Genomic DNA, 22,627 nt, shown 5'->3' with positions numbered 1-22,627 from the left:
CAGCGAGAATTAAAATAATTCCCTTGGGTCTGTTAGTTTTCCAGTAACTGCCGCCGCTGCCGCCATAATTGGAGAAGCTAAAAGCGTTCTTGAGCCAGGACCTTGACGACCTTCAAAGTTTCTATTTGAAGTACTTACTGCATATTTTCCAGCAGGAACCTTATCATCGTTCATTGCTAAACAAGCAGAACATCCCGGCTGACGTAATACGAAACCAGCTTCAGTCAAAATATCTAAAATTCCTTCTTCTTTAATCTGCGCTTCAACAACGTGAGAACCTGGAACTAACCAAGCTGTAACATTATCTGCTTTTTTTCTTCCTTTTACAATTTCGGCAAAAGCTCTAAAATCTTCAATACGTCCGTTTGTGCAACTTCCTAAGAAAACATAATCGATTTGTTTTCCGATCATTACGTCGTCTTCGTTGAAGCCCATATAAGCTAAAGACTTTTTGTAAGTTTCCTCACCACCTTCAACTTCTTTTGCATTCGGGATATGTTTTGTGATGCCAATTCCCATTCCAGGGTTTGTACCATAAGTAATCATTGGTTCGATATCTTCTGCTTTGATGTTTAACTCAGCATCAAACACGGCATCAGCATCAGTTTTTAGTGTTTTCCAGTATTCAACAGCTTTAGTCCAAGCTTCTCCTTTAGGAGCGTAAAGTCTTCCTTCTAAGAAATCGAAAGTAGTTTGGTCAGGAGCAATCATACCTCCACGAGCACCCATTTCGATACTTAAGTTACAAACTGTCATACGGCCTTCCATAGTCATGTTTTCGAAAACATCACCAGCATATTCAACAAAATAACCTGTACCTCCAGAAGTAGTTAATTGAGCAATAATATAAAGTGCAACGTCTTTTGGACCAACACCTTTGCTTAATTTACCGTTTACGTTAATACGCATTTTCTTTGGTTTAGGTTGCATAATACATTGAGTAGAAAGCACCATTTCAACCTCAGATGTTCCGATACCAAAAGCAATCGCTCCAAAAGCACCGTGAGTAGACGTATGCGAATCACCACATACAATAGTAGCACCTGGCAAAGTAATTCCGTTTTCAGGACCAACTACGTGTACAATTCCATTTTTTTGGTGACCTAATCCCCAGTGCGAAATTCCGTATTCGGTTGCATTGTCTTCAAGAGCTTTAAGCTGGTTAGCAGAAAGCGGATCCTGAACTGGTAAATGTTGGTTTATGGTTGGTGTATTGTGGTCAGCAGTTGCAAAAGTACGTTCCGGATATAATACGTTAACGCCTCTTGATTTTAATCCTAAAAAAGCAACAGGACTCGTAACTTCATGAATGAAATGGCGGTCAATAAAAAACACATCTGGCCCATCTTCAATTTTACGCACAACATGTGAATCCCATACTTTGTCAAATAATGTCTTACTCATTTTTTATTTTTTTTAATTGTAATTTCTGTAACCACAGCAATTTCCTGTTCATTATAATAGCAAAACAAAAGTAAAAAAAGATAAAAAAGCGTCAATTTCGATATTTCATTATATACGATACCCAAACTAATTTACAAATTGCCAAACGGCTTTTACAGACCAAAATTTGAAAGAAAAATGATTAAGAAACTGATTTGCTTTTTCTTTTTCGGCTTAAATTTTCCTTGTTTGTTTTTTGTTTTAATAGTTTGCAAATTTATCTCAAAATCAATACAAAATATAAGGATTTGATTAAAAAAATCTAACAAAATGTATAAAAATAGTAATAATTGTTAGTTTTGAAATCTCTGCAAAAAGAATGCTTTTTGAGTTTTTTAAAGCTTTGAAAGGAGTTTTTTGGACGTTATTTAGATTTAATAAAACATCAAAATACTACGACATCCAAGAAGTGTATTTTTATGAAATTTTATGATTTTTTGAAGCAGAAATTGATTTTTTGAGAGCAGTATTTTTAAAGATTAATTCAATGAATTTTTAAATTCTAATGGAGTAAGACTGGTTTTCTTTTTGAATAATTTACTAAATGACTGAGGATACTCAAAACCTAATTGATAAGCAATTTCTGCTACTGAAAGATTGGTCGTAATCAAGAAATCTTTTGATTTTTCTATTAATTTCGAATGGATATGCTGTTGCGCATTTAATCCAGTTAAATTACGAAGCATATCGCTGAGATAATGACTTGAAACATTAATCTGAGATGCCAGAAATTCTACTGTTGGCAATCCTCTTTTTAAGGTTTCTGCATTGCTAATATAGTTATCCAGAGTTTCTTCGACTTTTAATAATAAATCGTTACTGATGGTTTTTCTGGTAATAAATTGTCGTTTGTAAAAACGATTGCTGTAATTCAGCAGAACATCGATATAAGAAACAATTACATCCTGACTCATTTCGTCAATTGCCGTATTGAGTTCATTGTCGATGCTTTGTAATAATCCTATAATAATTGTTTTCTCACCGTCTGAAAGATGCAGTGCTTCATTGGTGTCATAAGAAAAGAAGCCATATTTTTTGATGCTTTTTCCTAAAGGATAATTTCGAATAAAATCAGGATGAAATAAAAGTGTATAGCCACCATATTCAACGCCTTCTTCATTTTCAGTAAAAATTAATTGAGTTGGAGAAGCAAACATGAGTCCGCCTTCGTTGAAATCATAATAGCCTTGACCGTAGCCCATTTTTCCTTTGGTAGAAAACTTATAAGAGATCTTATAAAAATCAAGCAAAAAGGCATGATTAGCTAAATCTTCATTGATGACCAACTGCGTATTATCTACCAAACTCACCATCGGATGAAGGGGTTTTGGGAGTCGAAGCAAGTCATGAAACTGCGATATAGAAGAGATTTTTGCCGGAATATTGTTTTTCTTTTCCATGATATAAAAGTATGAAAATTTAAAAGACTAATACCGTTCGGCTTCTTGAAACCTGAACGGTATTAGTTTGAAATGAATTATTCCCCAAAAAATTGTTTGCCAAATTCAGAACGAAAAACTTCGTCCCCAACTTCTAGTCTTTGTTTGTAAAGTGCTTTTGCATCTTCACCGGCAACGTATCTTAATTGGTTTTTCCCATCCGTAGCAGCTTCGTAAACAACATCGGCAATTTGTTCTGGAGTCGATGCCATTTCAAACATGGTGTCAACACTTCCAAACATTTTGTTGGTCATTGTTTCGTATTCTGGAAGAGTGCTTGTGTCAAGAGAACCATGCAAAAATTCTGTTCTGATTGCTCCAGGAGAAACGGTTTTAATGTTTATGCCAAAAGGATTTAGTTCGTAAGCCATACTTTCGCTCCAGCCTTCTAATCCCCATTTAGTTGCGTGATAGATTGATCCTAAAGGGAAAGCGATCAATCCGCCGATAGATGTTGTTGAAATAAATGAACCATTTTTTCTTTCTCTGAAATATGGAATAAATGCATTCGTAACGCGAATTACTCCCAATAAATTAGTGTCCAATTGTTTCGTGATCTGATCATCAGAGAGACTTTCTAATGGACCAATTAAGCCATAGCCAGCATTATTAAAGACGATATCAATATCACTAATTTTAAGTGCTTTTTTAACTGTGTTTTGAATTTGATCATAATCGGTAACGTCTAAAGGTAAAAGTGTTACGTTTTTTAATTGAGAAAGTTCAGTTTCTTTTTCCGGATTTCTCATGGTTGCGATTACATTCCAGCCTTGTTCGTGGAATAATTTTGCTGTTGCTTTTCCTAAACCTGATGATGCGCCTGTGATAAAAATTGTTTTCATGATTATTGTTTTTTTAATTGTTATAATTTGATGAAGCAAAGTTCAGGATACACTACAGCTTAAAAGTGTTCATTTTGGTACAATGAGTATCCAAAATGAATAATTGAAGTTTTTAAGAGAAAATAAATGATTTTTTAAGGTTTTTGTGGCTCTTTCGTAATCATGTTAAAAATGCTTTTGTTAACAACTTTCACTTCTTTATTTCTGTAAAAAAAGCGTAAATTTGAATTCCTCCGATTTTTTATTTCACATTTTGTTATGTTTCATGTTGTCAATGTTTTGCAATATGTAAGATTTGGAATTTTGGACATTAAAATTTGACTTTTACAACTCTATGTATTTAATATTCGATACCGAAACAACCGGATTACCAAAACGCTGGGATGCCCCGATAACCGATTCTGATAACTGGCCTCGCTGTATACAGATTGCGTGGCAGCTTCATGATGAAATGGGACAGCTTATTGAGCATCAGGATTATTTGGTAAAACCAGAAGGATTTAACATTCCGTATGATGCTGAACGTATTCACGGAATCTCAACTGAATTGGCTGAAGCCGATGGAATCACGTTGGCCGAAGTTTTGGAGAAATTCAACATTGCTTTAAGCAAAACGAAATATATTGTCGGTCAGAATTTAGGATTCGACGTTAATATTATGGGAGCCGAATTCCATAGAATGGGAGTGGAGTCTCAAATGGCTTCAATGCCTGTTTTGGATACTTGTACCGAAGTAACTGCTTCGTTATTACAGCTTCCTGGAGGTCGTGGAGGAAAATTCAAACTTCCAACTTTGACCGAATTACACAGCTATCTTTTCGATCAGCCTTTCGCGGAAGCGCATAACGCAACTGCCGACGTTGAGGCAACTACTCGTTGCTTCTTGGAATTGGTTAGAAGAGAAGTTTTTACAAAAGAAGAATTAGACGTTCCTAAAGAATATTTTAAAGACTTTCAGGAAAGAAATCCAGAGCCGTTTAAACTTATTGGTTTAAAACACATCAATTTAAAAGCGGCTTCTGATAAAATCAGAGAACAGCTTAAAGCTTTAGCAGGAGAAGATACACAAAATGTTGTTTCAGAAGAAGATAAAGCCGATTTTAAAGCTGCAAAATTTGCACATTTGCACAATCATACACAGTTTTCGGTACTTCAATCTACTATCGGAGTTGGAAATATAGTGGCCGCTGCAGCTAAAAACGGAATGCCAGCTGTTGCCATGACAGATACAGGAAACATGATGGGAGCTTTCCACTTTGTGAGCGCCGTGATGAACCATAACAAAGCAGCTTCTGGAAAAAATAAAGCTTTGGTTGAAGCTGGAGAAGAACCAACAGAAACCGAAGTAAAACCAATTGTTGGCTGTGAGTTTAATATCTGTGAAAACCATTTAGATAAAAGTAAAAAAGACAACGGTTATCAGGTTGTGTTGATGGCTAAAAATAAAGCAGGTTACCACAACTTGGCTAAAATGGCTTCGATTGCTTATACAAACGGATTTTACTATGTTCCTAGGATTGACCGCGCGATTGTGGAGCAATATAAGGGAGATATCATGGTTTTGTCTGGAAATTTATACGGAGAGATTCCGAGTAAAATTCTGAATATTGGTGAGAACCAAGCCGAAGAAGCTCTGATTTGGTGGAAAGAACAATTTGGCGAAGATTTCTATCTAGAAGTAATGCGGCACAATCAGGAAGATGAAAATCGTGTCAATAAAACCCTGATTGAGTTTTCAAAAAAACATGATGTTAAGTTAATTGCGACTAATAATACGTATTACTTAAATAAGGAAGATGCCAATGCGCACGATATTTTACTTTGTGTAAAAGACGGTGAAAAGCAGGCAACGCCTATTGGACGCGGACGTGGTTATCGCTACGGACTTCCAAATCAGGAATACTATTTCAAGTCGCAAGACGAGATGAAAAAACTCTTCGCCGATTTGCCCGAAGCGATTATCAATATTCAGGAAATTATAGATAAGGTCGAAATATATTCACTTTATCGTGATGTCTTGCTTCCAAAATTTGATATTCCAGAAGAATTTATGGTACCCGAAGATGAAGAAGATGGTGGTGTAAGAGGGGAAAATAAATACTTGAGACACCTTACTATGGAAGGTGCCAAAAGACGTTATGGCGAAATAACCGAATCGATTCAAGAGCGTTTGGATTTTGAGTTAATGACGATTTCAAACTCGGGTTATCCAGGTTACTTTTTGATTGTACAGGATTTCATTGCCGAAGCTAGAAAAATGGACGTTTCGGTTGGTCCGGGTCGTGGTTCTGCAGCGGGTTCGGCCGTTGCATACTGTCTCGGAATTACCAACATTGACCCAATTAAATACGACTTGCTTTTTGAGCGTTTCCTAAATCCTGACCGTGTATCGATGCCCGATATTGATATCGACTTTGATGATGAGGGTCGTGGACGTGTAATGGATTACGTAATCAACAAATACGGTCAAAAACAGGTGGCCCAGATTATCACTTATGGTAAAATGGCGACCAAATCGGCGATTCGTGATACGGCGCGTGTATTGGATTTACCTTTATTTGAAGCCGATAGAATCGCAAAACTGATTCCAGGAATGATGCCGTCAAAATGGAATCTGGCGCGTTTTATTTCGGAGAGTGAAGAAGAAGTCAAAAAAGCCCTTCGTTCGGACGAATTTGATAATGTAAAAGAATTGATCGCGATTGCCAATGAAGATGATTTGGCAGGAGAAACCATTCAGCAGGCAAAAATTCTGGAAGGATCGATGCGTAACACGGGAATTCACGCCTGCGGGGTAATCATTACACCATCGGATATTACGAATTACGTTCCAGTAACGACAGCAAAAGATTCGGATTTATATGTAACACAGTTTGATAACTCGGTTGCAGAAAGCGCCGGATTGCTGAAAATGGACTTCTTGGGTCTGAAGACCCTTACGCTGATAAAAGATACCGTAAAACTGGTAAAATACAGAACAGGAATCGAACTAGATCCTGATACTTTCCCAATCGATGACGAAGAAACGTATGCGCTTTTCCAAAGAGGTGAAACTGTTGGAATCTTCCAATACGAGTCACCTGGGATGCAGAAATACATGAAAGATCTGAAACCAACGGTTTTTGGAGATTTAATTGCCATGAATGCATTGTATCGTCCGGGACCTTTGGAGTATATTCCGTCTTTCGTTCGAAGAAAAAATGGTGACGAAGAAATCAAATACGATTTAGATGCTTGTGCTGAATATCTTTCTGAAACCTATGGAATTACAGTTTACCAAGAGCAGGTAATGCTTTTGTCTCAGTCTTTGGCAGGATTTACAAAGGGTGAGGCCGACGTCTTGCGTAAAGCGATGGGTAAAAAACAAAAAGACGTACTAGATAAAATGAAGCCGAAGTTTGTTGAACAAGCGGCAGCAAAAGGTCACGACGCCAAAGTTCTGGAGAAAATCTGGAAAGACTGGGAAGCCTTTGCGAGTTATGCTTTCAACAAATCGCACTCGACTTGTTATGCTTGGATTGCATATCAAACGGCTTATTTGAAAGCGCATTATCCTGCGGAATATATGGCAGCGGTACTTTCGAATAACATGAACGATATCAAACAAGTTTCGTTCTTTATGGAAGAATGTAAACGAATGGGATTGCAGGTTTTGGGTCCAGACGTAAACGAATCATACTATAAATTTACCGTAAACGATGATTATGCCGTTCGTTTCGGAATGGGAGCGATTAAAGGAGTAGGTTCTGGAGCGGTTGAAACAATTGTAGAAAACAGAAAAGACGGAAGATATAAATCGATTTTTGATTTAGCGAAACGAATTGATTTGCGTGCTGCTAACAAAAAAGCAATCGAAAATTTAGCATTGGCTGGAGGTTTCGATTCTTTTGAAGGAACAACCAGAGCACAATATTTCCACGATGATGGCGACGGAATTACATTCTACGAAAAAGCAATGCGTTACGGATCGAAGTTTCAGGAAAATGAAAATTCTTCTCAAGTAAGTTTATTTGGAGAAAGCAGTGAAGTCCAGATTGCTGAACCAGTTGTGCCGCCATGCGAAGACTGGAGTACAATGGAGAAATTAGCGAAAGAAAAAGAAGTTGTCGGAATTTATATTTCTGGACATCCGCTTGATGATTTTAGATTTGAAATGAAATACTTCTGTAATTCTCGTTTAGAATCGTTGAAAAGCATGAACGAGTATGTTGGAAAAAACCTAATGTTTGCTGGAATTATTAATAACGTGCAGCATCGTGTGGCTAAAAACGGAAAAGGTTGGGCGGCTTTCAATTTAGAAGGTTATGACGAAAGTTATGAGTTTAAGATTTTTGGAGAAGAATATTTGAAATTCCGCCATTTCTTAATTCAGAACAATTTTGCTTTCTTGAAAATTATGATAAAAGATGGATGGGTCAATCATGATACAGGGAAAAAATCGGATCCTAGGATGCAGTTTGTTGAGATTCGACAATTGCAGGATATTCTGGAAGCTTTCGCTAAAAAATTGATTGTACTGTTGAATATTAAAGATCTTCACCCAGAGTTTATTCATAAACTAAGTCATTTGTTTGCTGAAAACAAAGGAGAGAATTCTGTGACTTTTGAAATCATGGAATTAGAAAAGATAAAGCGCTTGGTTGAGGTAGAAACCCCAACAGATTTTGAAGCTGATGATGCTGTTTTTGAAGATGAAAATGAAAATGAAGAAGGAGAAGGAAATGCAAAGATTCAAGAAGTAAATGAGGTTGAAGAAATAAAAGTGGTAACTAAATTAACGATGCCTAGCCGCCGTCTGAAAGTTAAAATTTCAGCAGAATTATTGCAGGAATTGGAGAAAATGCAGATTAATTTTAAACTCAACTAAAAATTTAACAGTTAAAATTTGAGCAGATGTTAATTTTTTATGTTAAAAATATGCGTGCATAATACTTTTTTAGTAATATTGCCCAAAATTACAACGTTTTCGTTCCAAGTCTAACTTTGCAAACCGTAAGAATATGTTAAAATATTCTATGTTTGTACTAATCAATAAATCAAAATTATGAAAAAGAACCTATTTTTATTAGGATTATTAGTTTGCTCTATGGCCACAATGGCGCAGACAGAAAAAGCAGAAAAACCAGAAAGCTGGTATTTTAAATTAGGAGGATCATATTTCAACCAAACTGCTTCAACTGAGTTTCCAGAAGTTGGAGGCCAGGCACCAAACAGAGATGTCTACTCAGGTACTTTAACTAGCAATAAATTAGTTTCAAGAGAAAGTATAACAGGTTCTTTTGGACAAGGTTTCAGAAGTGGTATTACTGCTGGTTACCGTTTTTCTACTCGTTTAGGAGTTGAAATGTCTGCAAACTATTATATCAGTAATAGCAAGACTATGGCTCAAACAACAGATAGACTTTATGGATACGATCCAGCTACTACTGCTGCTACATACATTAGTTTTACAGCTGAAGGGCAAATCAAAGCATTCGATTTAGCGCCTTCTATTGTAATGTTTTTAGGTGATGCACATGGTTTTGAACCATATACTAAAGTTGGAGTTATTGTGCCAATTCATGGTACATTAGATATTAAAACAGATAGAGAGCTTTTGACTTATGTAGGTGCTAATCAAGTAGCTAAAAATAATATCTATTCTAAAGATGTAGTGAAACCAAATCCAACAATTGGATTTATGGCTGCATTAGGTACATCTTATAAATTAGGAAAACACATTTCTGCTTTCGCAGAGTTAGAATACCGTAACTTTACTGTTCATGGTAAGACTAAAGAAACTACAGAATATACTGTAAATGGACAAGATGCGTTAGCAACTAGAACTACATCACAGAGATATACAAACTATCACAAGAAATTGGATGTAAATTCTAATAATCCATTATTCAATCCAAATACTGCTACATCAGATACGGCAGATACAACTAGACCAAATGATAAAATGGATGAGTTAAGCTCTTATGTTGGTATTTCTGGTTTAGGATTAACATTAGGTGTAAAATACAGCCTATAATTTTTTATAGAAGTTTTATAGTTTTTTGAAGAAAAGGATATTCGAGAGAATATCCTTTTTTTTGTTTTTTTTGCTTGTCATTGCGAGGAACGAAGCAATCTCACTAGATGCTTTGCAAAGTATATACTTAATCTTTGTCGACTCCCGCGTGTGATTGCTTCGTTCCTCGCAATGACTTTGTAAAATATTATTTGGAAGTTTCTCTAAACTCCTTCAAAACCTGATCAATAACCCAGGTAGTTCTTGCACCAGAAGTTCCTTTAGATGGAGAAGCGCCTTCTTTTCCTAATAATTCAGCAATAATAGTTTCAATAAACGGTTGCTGAATATGTAATGGATTTTCTATCGTAATAGTTTCTTTTTCTCCATTTGCATATTGAATATGAAGCGGATCGTTTCCAAAAGTAGAGAATGAAATTTTCCCTTTATCACCTACAATTTCAGTATTATCATAACGTTCAAAACTTCCAAAATTCCAAATACCAGATCCGTGAATTCCGTTTTCGAATAAGAATGACATCGAAACTGCATCCTCGGCAGGATAAGCCATTAGCTGAGAAGTAGCATGTCCACGAACTGATTTTATCGGACCTAAAACAAAATCAAGGAAATCTAAAGTATGACAAGCTAAATCGACAAAGATTCCGCCACCAGAAATATGTGGCAAAACGGTCCACGGAAGATTGATTTCATCATCATAACGTGCTTCAAAAGGATGATATAAAACACAGTTTACATGTCTGATAGTTCCTAATTTTCCCTGATCAATAATTTCTTTTATTTTCAAAAAACGAGGTAAAGCCCTCCTGTAATAAGCAACAAATAAGGGAACATTATGTTCTTTGCAAGCATTGATCATTTCGTTGCATTCCTCAAACGTCAAAGCCATTGGCTTTTCTACATAAACTGGTTTTCCGGCTCTGGCACATAAAATAGTATATTCTTTATGAGAAGATGGAGGAGTAGCAATATAAATAGCATCAACTTCTGGATCATTTATTAAATCCTCAGCGTTAGAATACCATTTTGGAACGTTGTGGCGTTTTGCATAATCTTCAGCAAGAGCCGCATCTCTGCGCATAACCGCAACTAAAGCAGAATTTGGAGCCTTCTGAAAAGCTGGTCCGCTTTTTACTTCGGTTACATTTCCGCAGCCAATAATTCCCCATTTTATAATTTCCATTGTGTAAGTTTTAAGTTTTTCAAATTTAGTGTAAATGGTTTATTTAAAAAAGTTAGCCACGAATTCACGAATTTATTTTAATCTCTATGTTTAAAAAATCTGTATCGATTGCACGAATTTATTTCACGCAGATTTGAAAAGATGTATGCAGATTAAAATAGATTATTATTTTACTCTGCTCAATCTGCAAAATCTACGAGAGAAAAGAAAAAGAAATTTTGTGTAATTTAAGACAAAGAAAAAGCCACGATATTCAGAAATAAATTCGTGAATTCGTGGCTTAAAAAATTTCAGCTTAAAGTATTACTTCTTTGGTAATGCTTTAAAACCCATATTGTAAAGCGTGAAAGCTTGGATATCTACATTCTCTTGAATTGTAGCGGCAACAGATTTTCCTGCACCGTGTCCAGCTTTTACATCAATTCTAATCAAAACCGGGTTTTCTCCTGTTTGTTTTTCCTGTAATTCAGAAGCAAATTTAAAACTATGTGCAGGAACTACACGATCATCATGATCACCAGTAGTTACCATTGTTGCAGGATAATGAGTTCCTTGCTTTACATTATGAACTGGAGAATATCCTTTTAAGTATTCAAACATTTCTTTGCTATCTTGAGCAGTTCCGTAATCAAAAGCCCATCCAGCACCTGCTGTAAAAGCATTGTAACGAAGCATATCCATAACTCCAACGGCTGGTAAAGCCACTTTCATTAAATCTGGACGCTGAGTCATCGTTGCACCAACTAATAAACCTCCGTTAGATCCTCCGCGAATAGCTAAATAATCAGATGAAGTGTATTTTTGTGCAATTAAATATTCTGCTGCTGCAATAAAATCGTCAAAAACATTTTGCTTTTGAAGCTTTGTTCCTGCGTCATGCCATTTTTTTCCATACTCACCACCACCTCTTAAGTTGGCAACTGCGTAAACACCTCCGTTTTCCATCCAAACAGCATTAGCAATGCTAAAACTTGGAGTTAAGCTAATATTGAATCCGCCATATCCATAAAGGATTGTTGGGTTTTTACCATCGAGTTTTGTTCCTTTTTTATACGTAATAATCATTGGAACTTTTGTACCGTCTTTTGAAGTGTAAAAAACTTGTTTAGACTCGTAATCTTCGCTTTTGAAATCTACTTTTGGTTTTTGATAAACTTCAGATTTACCAGATTTTGGCTCTAAAGAATAAATGCTTCCAGGAGTTGTGTAATTGGTAAAGCTGTAGTATAAAATTTTATCATCTTTTTTACCGCTAAATCCGCCCGCAGTTCCAACTGCAGGAAGTTTAATTTCGCGAACTAATTTTCCGTTGTAATCATATTGCTGTACAAATGAAACAGCATCTTTGGTATAATTGGCAAAGATATAGCCTGCACCAGTTGAAGGCGATAAAATATCTTTGGTTTCTTTAATAAAATCTTTCCAATTCACAGGTTTCGGATTTGCTACATCAACCGTTACAATGCGTTTGTTTGGAGCATTAAAATCTGTTTCAATAAACAATTTGTTGTCTTGGTTGGCAATGATGCTATTGTCGCTATCAAAGTTATCAACGATTGTAATAATAGGACTGTTGGCTTTAGTCAAATCTTTAATATAAAGTTCATTTCCGTAAGTAGAATTAGCAGCTGTAATTACTAAATAACGATTGTCTTCAGTAACATACCCGCCAACATATCTTCTTTTTTTGTCTGCTCCAAAAATTACTTTATCGTCTTTTTGAGAAGTTCCCAGTTTGTGGAAATATAATTTGTGCTGATCAGTTTTAGCAGATAATTCGCTTCCTTTCGGTTTGTCATAGCTAGAGTAGTAGAAGCCTTCATTTCCGTGCCAAGAGACACCGCTGAATTTTACATCAACCAAAGTATCTTCTAAAACTTTCTTAGAAAGCACATCAATGATAATTACTTTTCTCCAGTCGCTTCCTCCTTCAGAAATTGCATAAGCCGCTTTGTTTCCATCTTCAGAAAAATCAAGTCCGCCAAGCGAAGTTGTACCGTCTTTAGAAAAAGTATTAGGATCTAAGAAAACCTCTTCTTTCCCGTTTTCATCTTTTCTATAAACTACTGATTGATTTTGAAGTCCGTTGTTTTTTGAATAATAAGTAAATTTTCCTTCTTTAGATGGAGCTCCGATTTTTTCGTAATTCCAAAGTGTTTCCATTCGTTTTTTTAGTTCTTCACGAAACGGAATTTTATTTAAATAATCATAGGTAACGTCGTTTTCAGCTTTTACCCAAGCACCCGTTTCAGCAGATTTGTCGTCTTCTAACCAACGATACGGATCGCTTACTTTGGTGTCGAAATAAACATCAACAGTTTCTCCTTTTTTAGTTTGCGGGTATTGCATTTTGCCTTGTCCAAACGAAACTCCTGCGGTTGTAATTGCCATTAATAAAAATGTTTTTTTCATAGTTAGTTTTTATCTGTTATAACAAAAATAGTGTTTTTTGTTGTGAAAATTGAAATGAAAAATTAAACCATATAAGACATAAGCATGGCTTAATTGCTTATATGTCTTATATGGTTAAAAATTGTTACAGATTAAAGTTAACTCCCAAAACGATATTTCTTCCAATGTTTGGAATACCGTCTGTTTTTAATCTAGAAAGGTGTGCAATATATTTTTTATCAAATAAATTGTTTCCATTTAAGTTAATATCGAAAGCCGTTTTTCCTAATTTGACAGTTCCTCCAAAACCTAAATTTACCAAAGTATAACCTTTAGAAGCCGTTTCGAAACCGCTTACATTATCTTGATTGAAAGTAGAAGAAACATTCAAAGATGCAAAACCTTCACTAAGCCAGTTTTTGATATTAAATTCAGTTCGAAGTGTATTATTCCAATTGTTTGCAGGAATCAAAGGCAAATAATCTTTGTTTTCTTTTTTACCTGTAACTGTTTCAAAACTAGTTTCAAAATGTAACCAGTCTAACGGGTGCGGGTGAAAATGCAAACCAACTTCTCCACCATACAATTGTGCATTATCTTGAACATAAGCAAAAACATCATTATCATCCAGAACTTCTCCAGTTGGCGAAGTATAGATATAATTGTTTACATGATTGTAAAATCCGTTTACAAAAAATTCAAAGTGCGTATTTTTGTATTCCAAGTTCAAATCGGTCTGAACGTTTTGCTCTGTTTTCAAATTAGCATTTCCAATTTCATAACGATTTGTTCCTTCGTGAACACCGTTTGAAGTTAATTCTGCTAAATTCGGAGCTCTAAATCCTGTGGCAACATTTAAACGAAGTGTCAATGGTTCTGCTAGTTTTGTTTTATAACCTAAAGAAGCGTTAAAGCTATCAAAAGATCGGTCTAAAGCTTGAAAATAACCTTCTTCGCCTTCAGTTCCGTGAGCGATCGAAGTAATATTACGGTTGTCGAAACGCAATCCAGCTTGAATAACGCTATTGTCCCATTCGTAATTTGCAGTTCCAAAAACACCAAAATCATTGGTTGTGGCATCCGGAATTAAATATTCTTCTCCAGAATTTTTATTGGTTTGATGCATTCCTTGAACTCCCAAAATAGTTTCTATTTTTCCGAATTTTGGAAAATGATATTTAGCGTTATAATTGAAAGTATTCAATTTCATGTGAAGAGACGCTTCATTGCTGTCTTCAAATTCACTTCTATCGTTAGCAATATATCCTAAATCAACATCCAATTTTGAGTTTTCAAAAAATATAACGTTGTTTAAACTCAATAAATGATTAAAAATTCCCTGTCTCGGAAATTGAGTGTCTTTACTTGAAGATTGTTCTGCAATTCCATCTTCTGGAATTCCAATATCCAGTTTGTTGTAGTTGTATCTTAAAACACTTGAAAAAGTCGAATTGCTATAACCAATACCAGTTTTAAAATCAGTTTCGTTATAACGAGAATTTGTTACGCGGTCTCCGTCAGCAATTTTGTAATCAGAATGCGTATTGTAACTTCCACGAGCTAAAAATTTCCAGTTTTCAGTAGAAGTTTTCAATCCAATAGAAGAATTGCTTCCTTGTGTATTGGTAAAATATTTTTGGCTGAAATTAGCTTTAAAATCTCCTGCATCTGCAAATTTTTCTGGATTGAAATATAAAACACCTCCCAAAGCATCAGAACCGTATAATAAAGATGCAGGACCTTTAATAACTTCAACGCTTTCAATTCCGGCATCATTTAAACCCAAACCATGCTCGTCTCCAAACTGTTGGTTTTCGATACGAACACCTTGAGAATAAACCAAAACACGATTTCCGCTAAGTCCGCGAATTACAGGTTTACCAATAGAAGTTCCTGTAGAAATCTGAGAAACTCCCGGAATTGTTGCCAAACCTTCAATTAAAGTTGAGGTTCCTTTTTGCTGTAATGTTTTGATGCTTTCGTGCTCAATCTTCATTACGTTTTGCGATTGCAGTTTGTTGAAAGGCGTTGAAACCACTACTTCATCCATTTCTAAAATAGATTCTTCAAGAGTAATGTCTAACGTATTTTGCTTAAGCAATTTTGAGATAGTTTTATTTTGATTAGCATATCCAACATATGTAAAAGCAATGCGAAGGCTTCCGTTTGGAAGATTATTCAATTCGTATTTTCCGTTTGCATCTGTCGTTGTTCCTTTATGTAATTCAGGAGCATAAACAGAAACTCCAGGTAATGGATTGTTTTGATTGTCGGTTATCGTTCCAGAAACCGAGTTTTGAGCAGTAAGCATGCCCGAAAACCCTAAAATAAGGGCAATTATAAATTTTTTCATTTGAAAATGATGCTATAGTTAAATGGATTTTTTTCTTTGAATGAAAACCAAAAATTAACAATAAAGCATTCTGATCCTAATTGATAAAAATAGGATTAGGAAACTCAATGTTGTTTTGAATTTTAATTAAAAAGAAATATGATGTTTTTCGAATAATCGAAATTTTAAGCAACTATAACTAAGGGCGGTCCTCGTAAGAAATACGAAGTGTTTGAAATAGAAAAAATCTTCTCTGAAAAAGGGAAGAAATAAGGCGTTTCTCTATTAAATGAATGAAATTCAAAAGAGAAATTTTGCGGAAGAATAAAAGATTCAAAAGCAAAATGACAAACAAAACAAACGTCATAATCATGATGCTGGTGTGTTATTTCGCCACTCGGATCATTGTAATTATGATGACATTGTTTTTCTGAAAGCTGTTTTACAATATGCTCATAGCTATGTATTGACTGAAACAATATCGAGAATAATATTGTGACAGCAAAAGACAAACTTAATATGAGCTGCTTTCTTTTCATGCTTTGCAAAGGTATAAAAGATAAAAAGAAAATTGATTAATTTTTTGTTTCAACGAATTGATTTATTGAAAGAAATGCAGCAATTAATTTTATTCGCAGGCAAAATGAGAATATTTTTACTTCTTATCTTTACTACAGAAAGCATTATATTATATTTGTATGTGAAATAAATGAGCGTAGAGAAGCGTTTGTTTATAATCATCTCTCTAAAACCAAACCACGATATGCGAATTATTTTTAGCTGTTTACTTTTACTCACTTTTTTTAACTCTTTTGCGCAAGAAGACGTTAAGCCTGAGATAAAACCAGTTGTAAAAATAGATTCTCTGTATCGAGAAGATCAGTTTTATTTTTCGGTTACTTATAATATGTTTACCGATATTCCAGTTGATTTTAAACAGAATAAGTTTTCTCTTGGACTTTCTGGAGGTTTCTTGCGCGATATGCCAGTAAATAAATCGAGAACTGTTGCTATTGCTGCTGGATTAGGGTTGAGTTATCAGAATTATTATCAGAATCTTACCATTTCTGAAGACGGATCAGGAAAAACAATATATGGAGTAAACGATTATGGGCAATTTGTTTCCAATCGTTACAGACAATATTCGGTAGATCTTCCTATTGAATTCAGATGGCGTAATTCGACTTACGAAAGCACAAAGTTCTGGCGTATTTATGGGGGAGTAAAATTAAGTTATGTTTTTTCAAATGCTTCTACTCTTGATGATGGTGAAAAAACATATAAAATCAAGAATAACGCTGATATTAATAAATTCCAGTACGGCCCATATCTTGCCGCAGGATACAATACTTGGAATGTCTATGTGTATTATGGTTTAAGCCCTTTGTTTAAGTCAGCAACAACTTTGAATGGCGAAAAGATCAATATGAAAACCTTAAACGCAGGATTGATCTTTTATATTTTATAGCCACAAGTATAAAAATAAAAGCTGTGGCATTATCCCAACAAACAGCCCAATTAATATTTCTCTAGAAGTATGTGCATTCATTTCTAAGCGGGATGAAGCCACTATTCCTGATAATAAAATAAGTAAAGCTGGCCAATATGGATTATGTAGCTGAAGATGAATGTTTAATCCGATAACAAAAATCGTTAAACCTGAGATTGCGACCATATGCAAGCTTGCTTTTGTTTTAAAAAGGACACATACTAATGCCAAAATAGTGCTGAATAAAGCAGCAAGAAAAAAGAAATGAAGTTCAGGATAACGTGTAATTACAATACTTCTTTTTACCAATAAAATATACAAAAAGCATTGCAGAATAAGCGGAATTGTTCGTTCTGAAGTCTGGCTCAGCATTATCGATTTTACATGTCCTGTTGATTTTAGAAGTAAATAAAATAAGACAGGTACAATTATATTAATTACTAATATCTGAATTAAAACGAAATATTTTTCTTGAGTGCTGAAAACATCGTCTTTGTAAAATAAGTAAAACAAAGTCGCGTACAGCGATATAAAAATCGGATGCAATATATAGGAGAAGAGTGGAAGTATCTTTTTCAAAACTTGGAAATTTGTGTGTAAAAACAAATATACTCAATAAATGTTTTCTGCCACGAATTACAATAATTTTCGCAATTCATTTATAAAATCCTTTAAGTTGTGGCAACAATTTAAGGAATGCGGCAAATAAAATAATTAGTGAAAATTTGGGAAATTAGTGGCAAACCTTTTTTTAAATTTGAAAAAAAGAAATTTCTAAATGAGCATAAATATAAAAAGCCTGCTTTCAGTATTAAACGCCAAATGGACTGGTTCAAATGCTGATGTTTTTATCGATCATATTTCAATTGATAGCCGTTCGCTTCAAAACGGATCTAAAACATTATTTTTTGCTCTGGCTGGTGTTAATAATGATGCTCATTCGTTTATTCCCGATTTAATAGAAAACAACGTTCAGAATTTTGTTGTGCAATATATTCCAGAAGGTTATGCAGATAAAGCTAATTTTTTGGTTGTGGAAAATACGCTTCAGACGCTTCAGGAATTTGCTGCCTATTACAGAAACCGTTTTCATTTTCCAATTATCGGATTAACAGGAAGCAACGGTAAAACGATTGTAAAAGAATGGCTTAATTTCTTATTGAGCCCAGATTATAATATTATTAGAAGCCCTAAGAGTTATAATTCTCAAGTTGGGGTTCCGCTTTCGGTAATTGCCATTAATGAAAAACATAATTTAGGAATTTTCGAAGCTGGGATTTCGACAGTAAATGAAATGATCAAACTTGAAAAGATCATTAAACCGAATATTGGGATTTTAACGAGCATAGGTTCTGCGCACGACGAAGGTTTTTTAAACTTAGTGCAGAAAATTGATGAAAAATTGCTTTTGTTTAAAGATTGCCCAATCATTATTTATCAAAAAAATGAAGTGGTAGATTCTTGTTTATCTCAATTTGCTGCTGAATATATGCTCCATCCAAGAAAATTGTTTTCTTGGAGTTTTACAGATCAAACTGCTGATGTTTTTATCGAAAAAAGAGAACATAAAGGCGATCATACTTTTATTCAATACCAATACAAGAAAGAGGTTTTTAGTTTAGAAATTCCATTTAACGATTCTGCGTCAGTAGAAAATGCAATTTCTTGTTTGTTAGTTTTATTGCATTTTAATTACGATCAGGAAACGATTCAGAATAGAATTGAAATGCTGTATCCTGTTCGAATGCGTTTGGAGGTAAAAAACGGAATTAACAATTGCAGTATTATTGATGATAGTTACAGTTCCGATTTTCAGTCACTTAAAATTGCTTTAGATTTCTTAGAGAGCCAGAAGAAAAAAGGTGCTTCTAAAACGGTTATTTTATCAGATATTTTCCAAAGTGGGTTTACAAATGAAGAATTGTATTCTAAAGTTGCCCAGTTAATTTCAGACAATAAAATAAACCGCGTACTTGGTATTGGCGCAACGATTTCTTCCTTTGCAGCTAAATTTCCAAACAGTACAATGTTTAAAAATACAGCCAATTTTATAGCTGACATCGATAATCTGAAATTCAATAATGAAACGATTCTAATAAAAGGAGCTAGGTCTTTTCAGTTTGAAGAGATTGTTTCGTTTCTTGAAGAGAAAACACACGAAACAGTTCTTGAAATTAATCTTGATGCGATCAGTCATAATTTTAATTACTATAAATCAAAGCTGGCACCAGGTGTCAAGATGATGGTTATGGTAAAAGCATTTGGATATGGAAACGGAGGTTTAGAAATTGCTAAACTTTTAGAACACCATAAAGTAGATTATTTGGGTGTGGCTTTTGCCGATGAAGGAATATCGCTAAAAAACGGTGGAATAAAAGCGCCAATTATGGTCTTGAATCCAGAATCGACTAGTTTTCCATCTATGATTCAATATCAGTTGGAACCTGAAATATATAGCTTAAAAGGATTAAATGCCTTTTTGAAAATTGCACGAGAAAAAAACTTAAAAGATTATCCAATTCATATCAAAATGGATACGGGAATGCATCGTTTAGGTTTTGAAAACAATACAATCGATGAACTAATTGCGACTTTAAAAGGAAATTCAACTGTTCGCGTGCAAAGTATTCTGTCGCATTTGGCAACAAGCGATGATCCAAAACATTTTGATTTTGTGAGACAGCAGATTGCTTTGTTCGAAAAACTGTCTTCAAAATTAATGGCAGCATTAAACATTAATCCAATACGACATACTTTGAATACTTCAGGAATTAGTAATTTTCACGATTCGCAATATAATATGGTTCGTTTAGGAATTGGATTATACGGAGTTTCAAATGATTCTGCAGAACAGAAATATTTAGAAAATGTTGGGACATTAAAATCAATAATTTCTCAAATTAGAACAATTCCTGCAGGCGACAGCGTAGGCTACGGACGTCGTTTTATGGCCGATAGAGAAACCAGGATTGCCACAATCCCGATTGGTTACGCAGATGGAATTTCGAGATTATGGGGTAATGAAGTAGGATATGTAACCATTAAAAATCAGAAAGCAAAAATCGTGGGCAGCGTCTGCATGGATATGCTGATGGTTAATGTTAGCCATATCGATTGCAAAGAAGGCGATTCGGTAATTATTTTTGGCGAAAGCCCGACTGTGATAGAGATGGCTGTAGCCTTAAAAACAATTCCGTATGAGATAATGACGAGTATTTCGCAGCGTGTTAAGAGGGTATTTTTTAGATAATATTAAGAATTTCCAATAAAATTGCGTATTTTCGATATTGCTTAATTATAAATATAAACAGATACGATATGGGATTTTTTTCAGAATTTAAGGAATTTGCAATGAAAGGCAACGTGGTTGACCTGGCTGTCGGGGTGATCATTGGAGCTGCTTTTGGTAAAATTGTCAGCTCATTTATTGAAGATGTAATTACGCCATTGCTGTTGAAACCAGCTCTAGATGCTGCGCATTTATCGACTATTGAACAATTAACTGCTTTTGGAGGTGTAAAGTATGGAGTGTTTATATCGGCAGTAATTAACTTTGTAATTGTGGCTTTTGTTTTGTTCCTGATAATAAAAGGAATTAATCACGCTAAAAAGAAAGATGTTGCACCGCCGCCTCCAGCTGGACCAACTCAAGAAGAATTATTGATACAGATTAGAGATTTATTGAAAAATAAATAAAAATATAATACCGCTACACTAAGTCTAATTTAACCGCCTTTTAAAGAGGCGGTTTTTTTACAAAATGTTTATTTTGTAACAATTTGTTATTTTTTGTGAATCGCCTTGCAGAGACTTTTATTATACTTACTTTTGCGTTACAAAATTAGATTAATTGATTATTTAAAAATATAAAAATGAGAATTGCAGTTGTAGGCGCTACTGGAATGGTAGGCGAAGTAATGCTTAAAGTATTAGCAGAAAGAAATTTTCCTGTTACAGAATTAATTCCTGTTGCATCAGAAAGATCAGTTGGAAAAGAAATTGAATACAAAGGAACCAAATATAAAGTAGTAGGATTACAAACAGCTGTTGACATGAAAGCTGATATTGCTGTTTTCTCTGCAGGTGGAGATACCTCATTAGAGTGGGCTCCAAAATTTGCTGCTGCAGGAACAACTGTTATCGACAACTCTTCTGCATGGAGAATGGATCCAACTAAAAAATTGGTAGTTCCAGAAATCAATGCTGATGTTTTAACTAAAGAAGATAAAATTATTGCAAACCCAAACTGTTCTACTATTCAAATGGTAATGACTTTGGCGCCTTTGCACAAAAAATACAACATTAAAAGAATCATTGTTTCTACATACCAATCTATCACAGGAACTGGTGTAAAAGCGGTGAAACAATTAGAAAACGAGTACGCTGGAGTTCAAGGCGATATGGCTTACAAATATCCAATTCACAGAAATGCGATTCCACACTGCGATAGTTTTGAAGAAAACGGATACACTAAAGAAGAAATGAAATTAGTTCGCGAAACTCAAAAAATCTTAGGTGATAACACTATCAGAGTTACTGCAACTGCTGTTCGTGTTCCAGTTGTTGGAGGACACAGTGAGGCTGTAAACGTTGAGTTTACAAATGATTTTGATGTAAATGAAGTTCGCGAAATCTTACACAATACTGATGGAGTAGTAGTTCAAGATAATTTAGATACCTTTACTTATCCAATGCCATTATATGCAGAAGGTAAAAATGATGTTTTTGTTGGAAGAATCCGTCGTGATGAAAGCCAGCCAAATACATTAAACATGTGGATTGTTGCTGATAACTTAAGAAAAGGAGCTGCGACAAACACAATCCAAATTGCTGAATATTTAATTAAAGCAGGTTTGGTATAATCGAGAGATTAAATAAAATTGTTATAAAGAGAAAACCGTAATTACAGTAATGTAATTACGGTTTTTTTGTGAGAAATGGTTTTAATAAATAGTAACTTAGCGATTAAAATTTAAACCTTATGAATTTCGATAACTATAAAATAATTCCTAATTACAACACCAATAAAACAGATCTTTTTACCGCTGATGAAGAAGATATATTGGCTTGCGAAAAGACGCTCAATATAACTTTTGATGAAGATTATAAAGAATATGTTCAAACATACGGAAGCGGAATTCTTGGAGGAACTTATGTAAGGGTTTATCTTCCTGAAACTATTGTTTTAACTCTAGAAGAATGGAAAAACCGTATTACTGAATATTGGTTTTGGGATGAAGGAAAAGAAGTTTTAACTAAAGAAGAAGTGCTAAACTCTATTAGAGTTGGAGATACTTTCGATGGTGATGAAATTATTCTCTTAAACAATCAATATTATGTTCTGCCAAGATATAGCGAAATGATTTATAAAGCAGGAAATAGGTTGGAAGAAACCATTACTTGGTTGTGTTCGTCTGGTGTTTTGACCGAAGCTTTTTCTGAAAGAGAATTTGAGCCTTTTGATCCATCAATTTTTTTAAACAATAATTAAG

At 34.6% G+C, this 22,627-nt stretch carries 15 protein-coding genes; 7 read left to right on the top strand and 8 right to left on the bottom strand.

What is annotated here, in order from left to right; genetic code table 11:
- Positions 1-9: 9 nt before the first annotated feature.
- The 3 genes from leuC to JI750_RS03630 all read right to left on the bottom strand — a co-directional run bounded on the left by leuC (position 10) and on the right by JI750_RS03630 (position 3,724).
- Entirely contained in the window at positions 10-1,404 is a 1,395-nt protein-coding gene (gene leuC / locus JI750_RS03640) for a 3-isopropylmalate dehydratase large subunit (RefSeq protein ID WP_201999007.1), read from the bottom strand.
- 518 nt (positions 1,405-1,922) lie between these two features.
- Positions 1,923-2,843: a helix-turn-helix domain-containing protein gene (locus tag JI750_RS03635; RefSeq protein ID WP_201999006.1), complete on the bottom strand. Its 921-nt coding sequence runs from the start codon at positions 2,841-2,843 to the stop codon at positions 1,923-1,925.
- A 77-nt stretch (positions 2,844-2,920) separates the two neighbouring features.
- On the bottom strand, positions 2,921-3,724 hold the full coding sequence (locus JI750_RS03630; protein WP_201999005.1) for an SDR family oxidoreductase: 804 nt from the start codon (positions 3,722-3,724) through the stop codon (positions 2,921-2,923).
- A gap of 334 nt (positions 3,725-4,058) precedes the next feature.
- Between JI750_RS03630 and dnaE the strand changes: the two genes are divergently transcribed.
- A complete protein-coding gene (dnaE, locus tag JI750_RS03625) occupies positions 4,059-8,591 on the top strand; it encodes a DNA polymerase III subunit alpha (protein ID WP_201999004.1) in 4,533 nt (1,510 codons plus the stop codon).
- A gap of 177 nt (positions 8,592-8,768) precedes the next feature.
- Positions 8,769-9,740, top strand: a complete 972-nt coding sequence (locus JI750_RS03620) for an outer membrane beta-barrel protein (protein WP_201999003.1) — start codon at positions 8,769-8,771, stop codon at positions 9,738-9,740.
- Between the two features lie 187 nt (positions 9,741-9,927).
- Here the strand turns inward: JI750_RS03620 and JI750_RS03615 are convergent, their stop codons facing one another.
- The 4 genes from JI750_RS03615 to JI750_RS03600 all read right to left on the bottom strand — a co-directional run bounded on the left by JI750_RS03615 (position 9,928) and on the right by JI750_RS03600 (position 16,185).
- Positions 9,928-10,923: a Gfo/Idh/MocA family protein gene (locus JI750_RS03615; protein ID WP_201999002.1), complete on the bottom strand. Its 996-nt coding sequence runs from the start codon at positions 10,921-10,923 to the stop codon at positions 9,928-9,930.
- 303 nt (positions 10,924-11,226) lie between these two features.
- Positions 11,227-13,335, bottom strand: a complete 2,109-nt coding sequence (locus tag JI750_RS03610; protein WP_201999001.1) for a prolyl oligopeptidase family serine peptidase — start codon at positions 13,333-13,335, stop codon at positions 11,227-11,229.
- Positions 13,336-13,459: 124 nt separating this feature from the next.
- Positions 13,460-15,667: a TonB-dependent receptor gene (locus JI750_RS03605; RefSeq protein ID WP_201999000.1), complete on the bottom strand. Its 2,208-nt coding sequence runs from the start codon at positions 15,665-15,667 to the stop codon at positions 13,460-13,462.
- Positions 15,668-15,831: 164 nt separating this feature from the next.
- Positions 15,832-16,185, bottom strand: coding sequence for a hypothetical protein (locus tag JI750_RS03600; protein WP_201998999.1), 354 nt, complete (start codon positions 16,183-16,185; stop codon positions 15,832-15,834).
- Between the two features lie 224 nt (positions 16,186-16,409).
- Between JI750_RS03600 and JI750_RS03595 the strand changes: the two genes are divergently transcribed.
- Positions 16,410-17,114 (top strand): porin family protein, encoded by a 705-nt coding sequence (locus JI750_RS03595; protein WP_201999771.1) that lies wholly within the window; start codon positions 16,410-16,412, stop codon positions 17,112-17,114.
- Here JI750_RS03595 and JI750_RS03590 read toward each other — a convergent pair.
- Positions 17,109-17,714 (bottom strand): hypothetical protein, encoded by a 606-nt coding sequence (locus tag JI750_RS03590; protein WP_236672968.1) that lies wholly within the window; start codon positions 17,712-17,714, stop codon positions 17,109-17,111. The two genes, JI750_RS03595 and JI750_RS03590, sit on opposite strands and share 6 nt — an antisense overlap.
- Positions 17,715-17,913: 199 nt before the next feature.
- Here JI750_RS03590 and JI750_RS03585 point away from each other — a divergent pair, with 199 nt between their 5' ends.
- The 4 genes from JI750_RS03585 to JI750_RS03570 all read left to right on the top strand — a co-directional run bounded on the left by JI750_RS03585 (position 17,914) and on the right by JI750_RS03570 (position 22,626).
- A complete protein-coding gene (locus tag JI750_RS03585) occupies positions 17,914-20,385 on the top strand; it encodes a bifunctional UDP-N-acetylmuramoyl-tripeptide:D-alanyl-D-alanine ligase/alanine racemase (RefSeq protein ID WP_201998998.1) in 2,472 nt (823 codons plus the stop codon).
- Between the two features lie 68 nt (positions 20,386-20,453).
- Positions 20,454-20,831 (top strand): large conductance mechanosensitive channel protein MscL, encoded by a 378-nt coding sequence (gene mscL, locus JI750_RS03580; RefSeq protein WP_201998997.1) that lies wholly within the window; start codon positions 20,454-20,456, stop codon positions 20,829-20,831.
- A 176-nt stretch (positions 20,832-21,007) separates the two neighbouring features.
- Positions 21,008-21,997 carry an aspartate-semialdehyde dehydrogenase gene (locus tag JI750_RS03575; protein ID WP_201998996.1) on the top strand — a complete coding sequence of 330 codons (990 nt, stop codon included), beginning with the start codon at positions 21,008-21,010 and terminating at the stop codon, positions 21,995-21,997.
- A 119-nt stretch (positions 21,998-22,116) separates the two neighbouring features.
- Positions 22,117-22,626, top strand: a complete 510-nt coding sequence (locus JI750_RS03570) for an SMI1/KNR4 family protein (RefSeq protein WP_201998995.1) — start codon at positions 22,117-22,119, stop codon at positions 22,624-22,626.
- Position 22,627: the final 1 nt, after the last annotated feature.

The organism is Flavobacterium tagetis, from assembly GCF_016735615.1.
GTDB classification, from domain to species: domain Bacteria; phylum Bacteroidota; class Bacteroidia; order Flavobacteriales; family Flavobacteriaceae; genus Flavobacterium; species Flavobacterium tagetis.
This window is presented reverse-complemented; position numbering and strand designations above follow the sequence as displayed.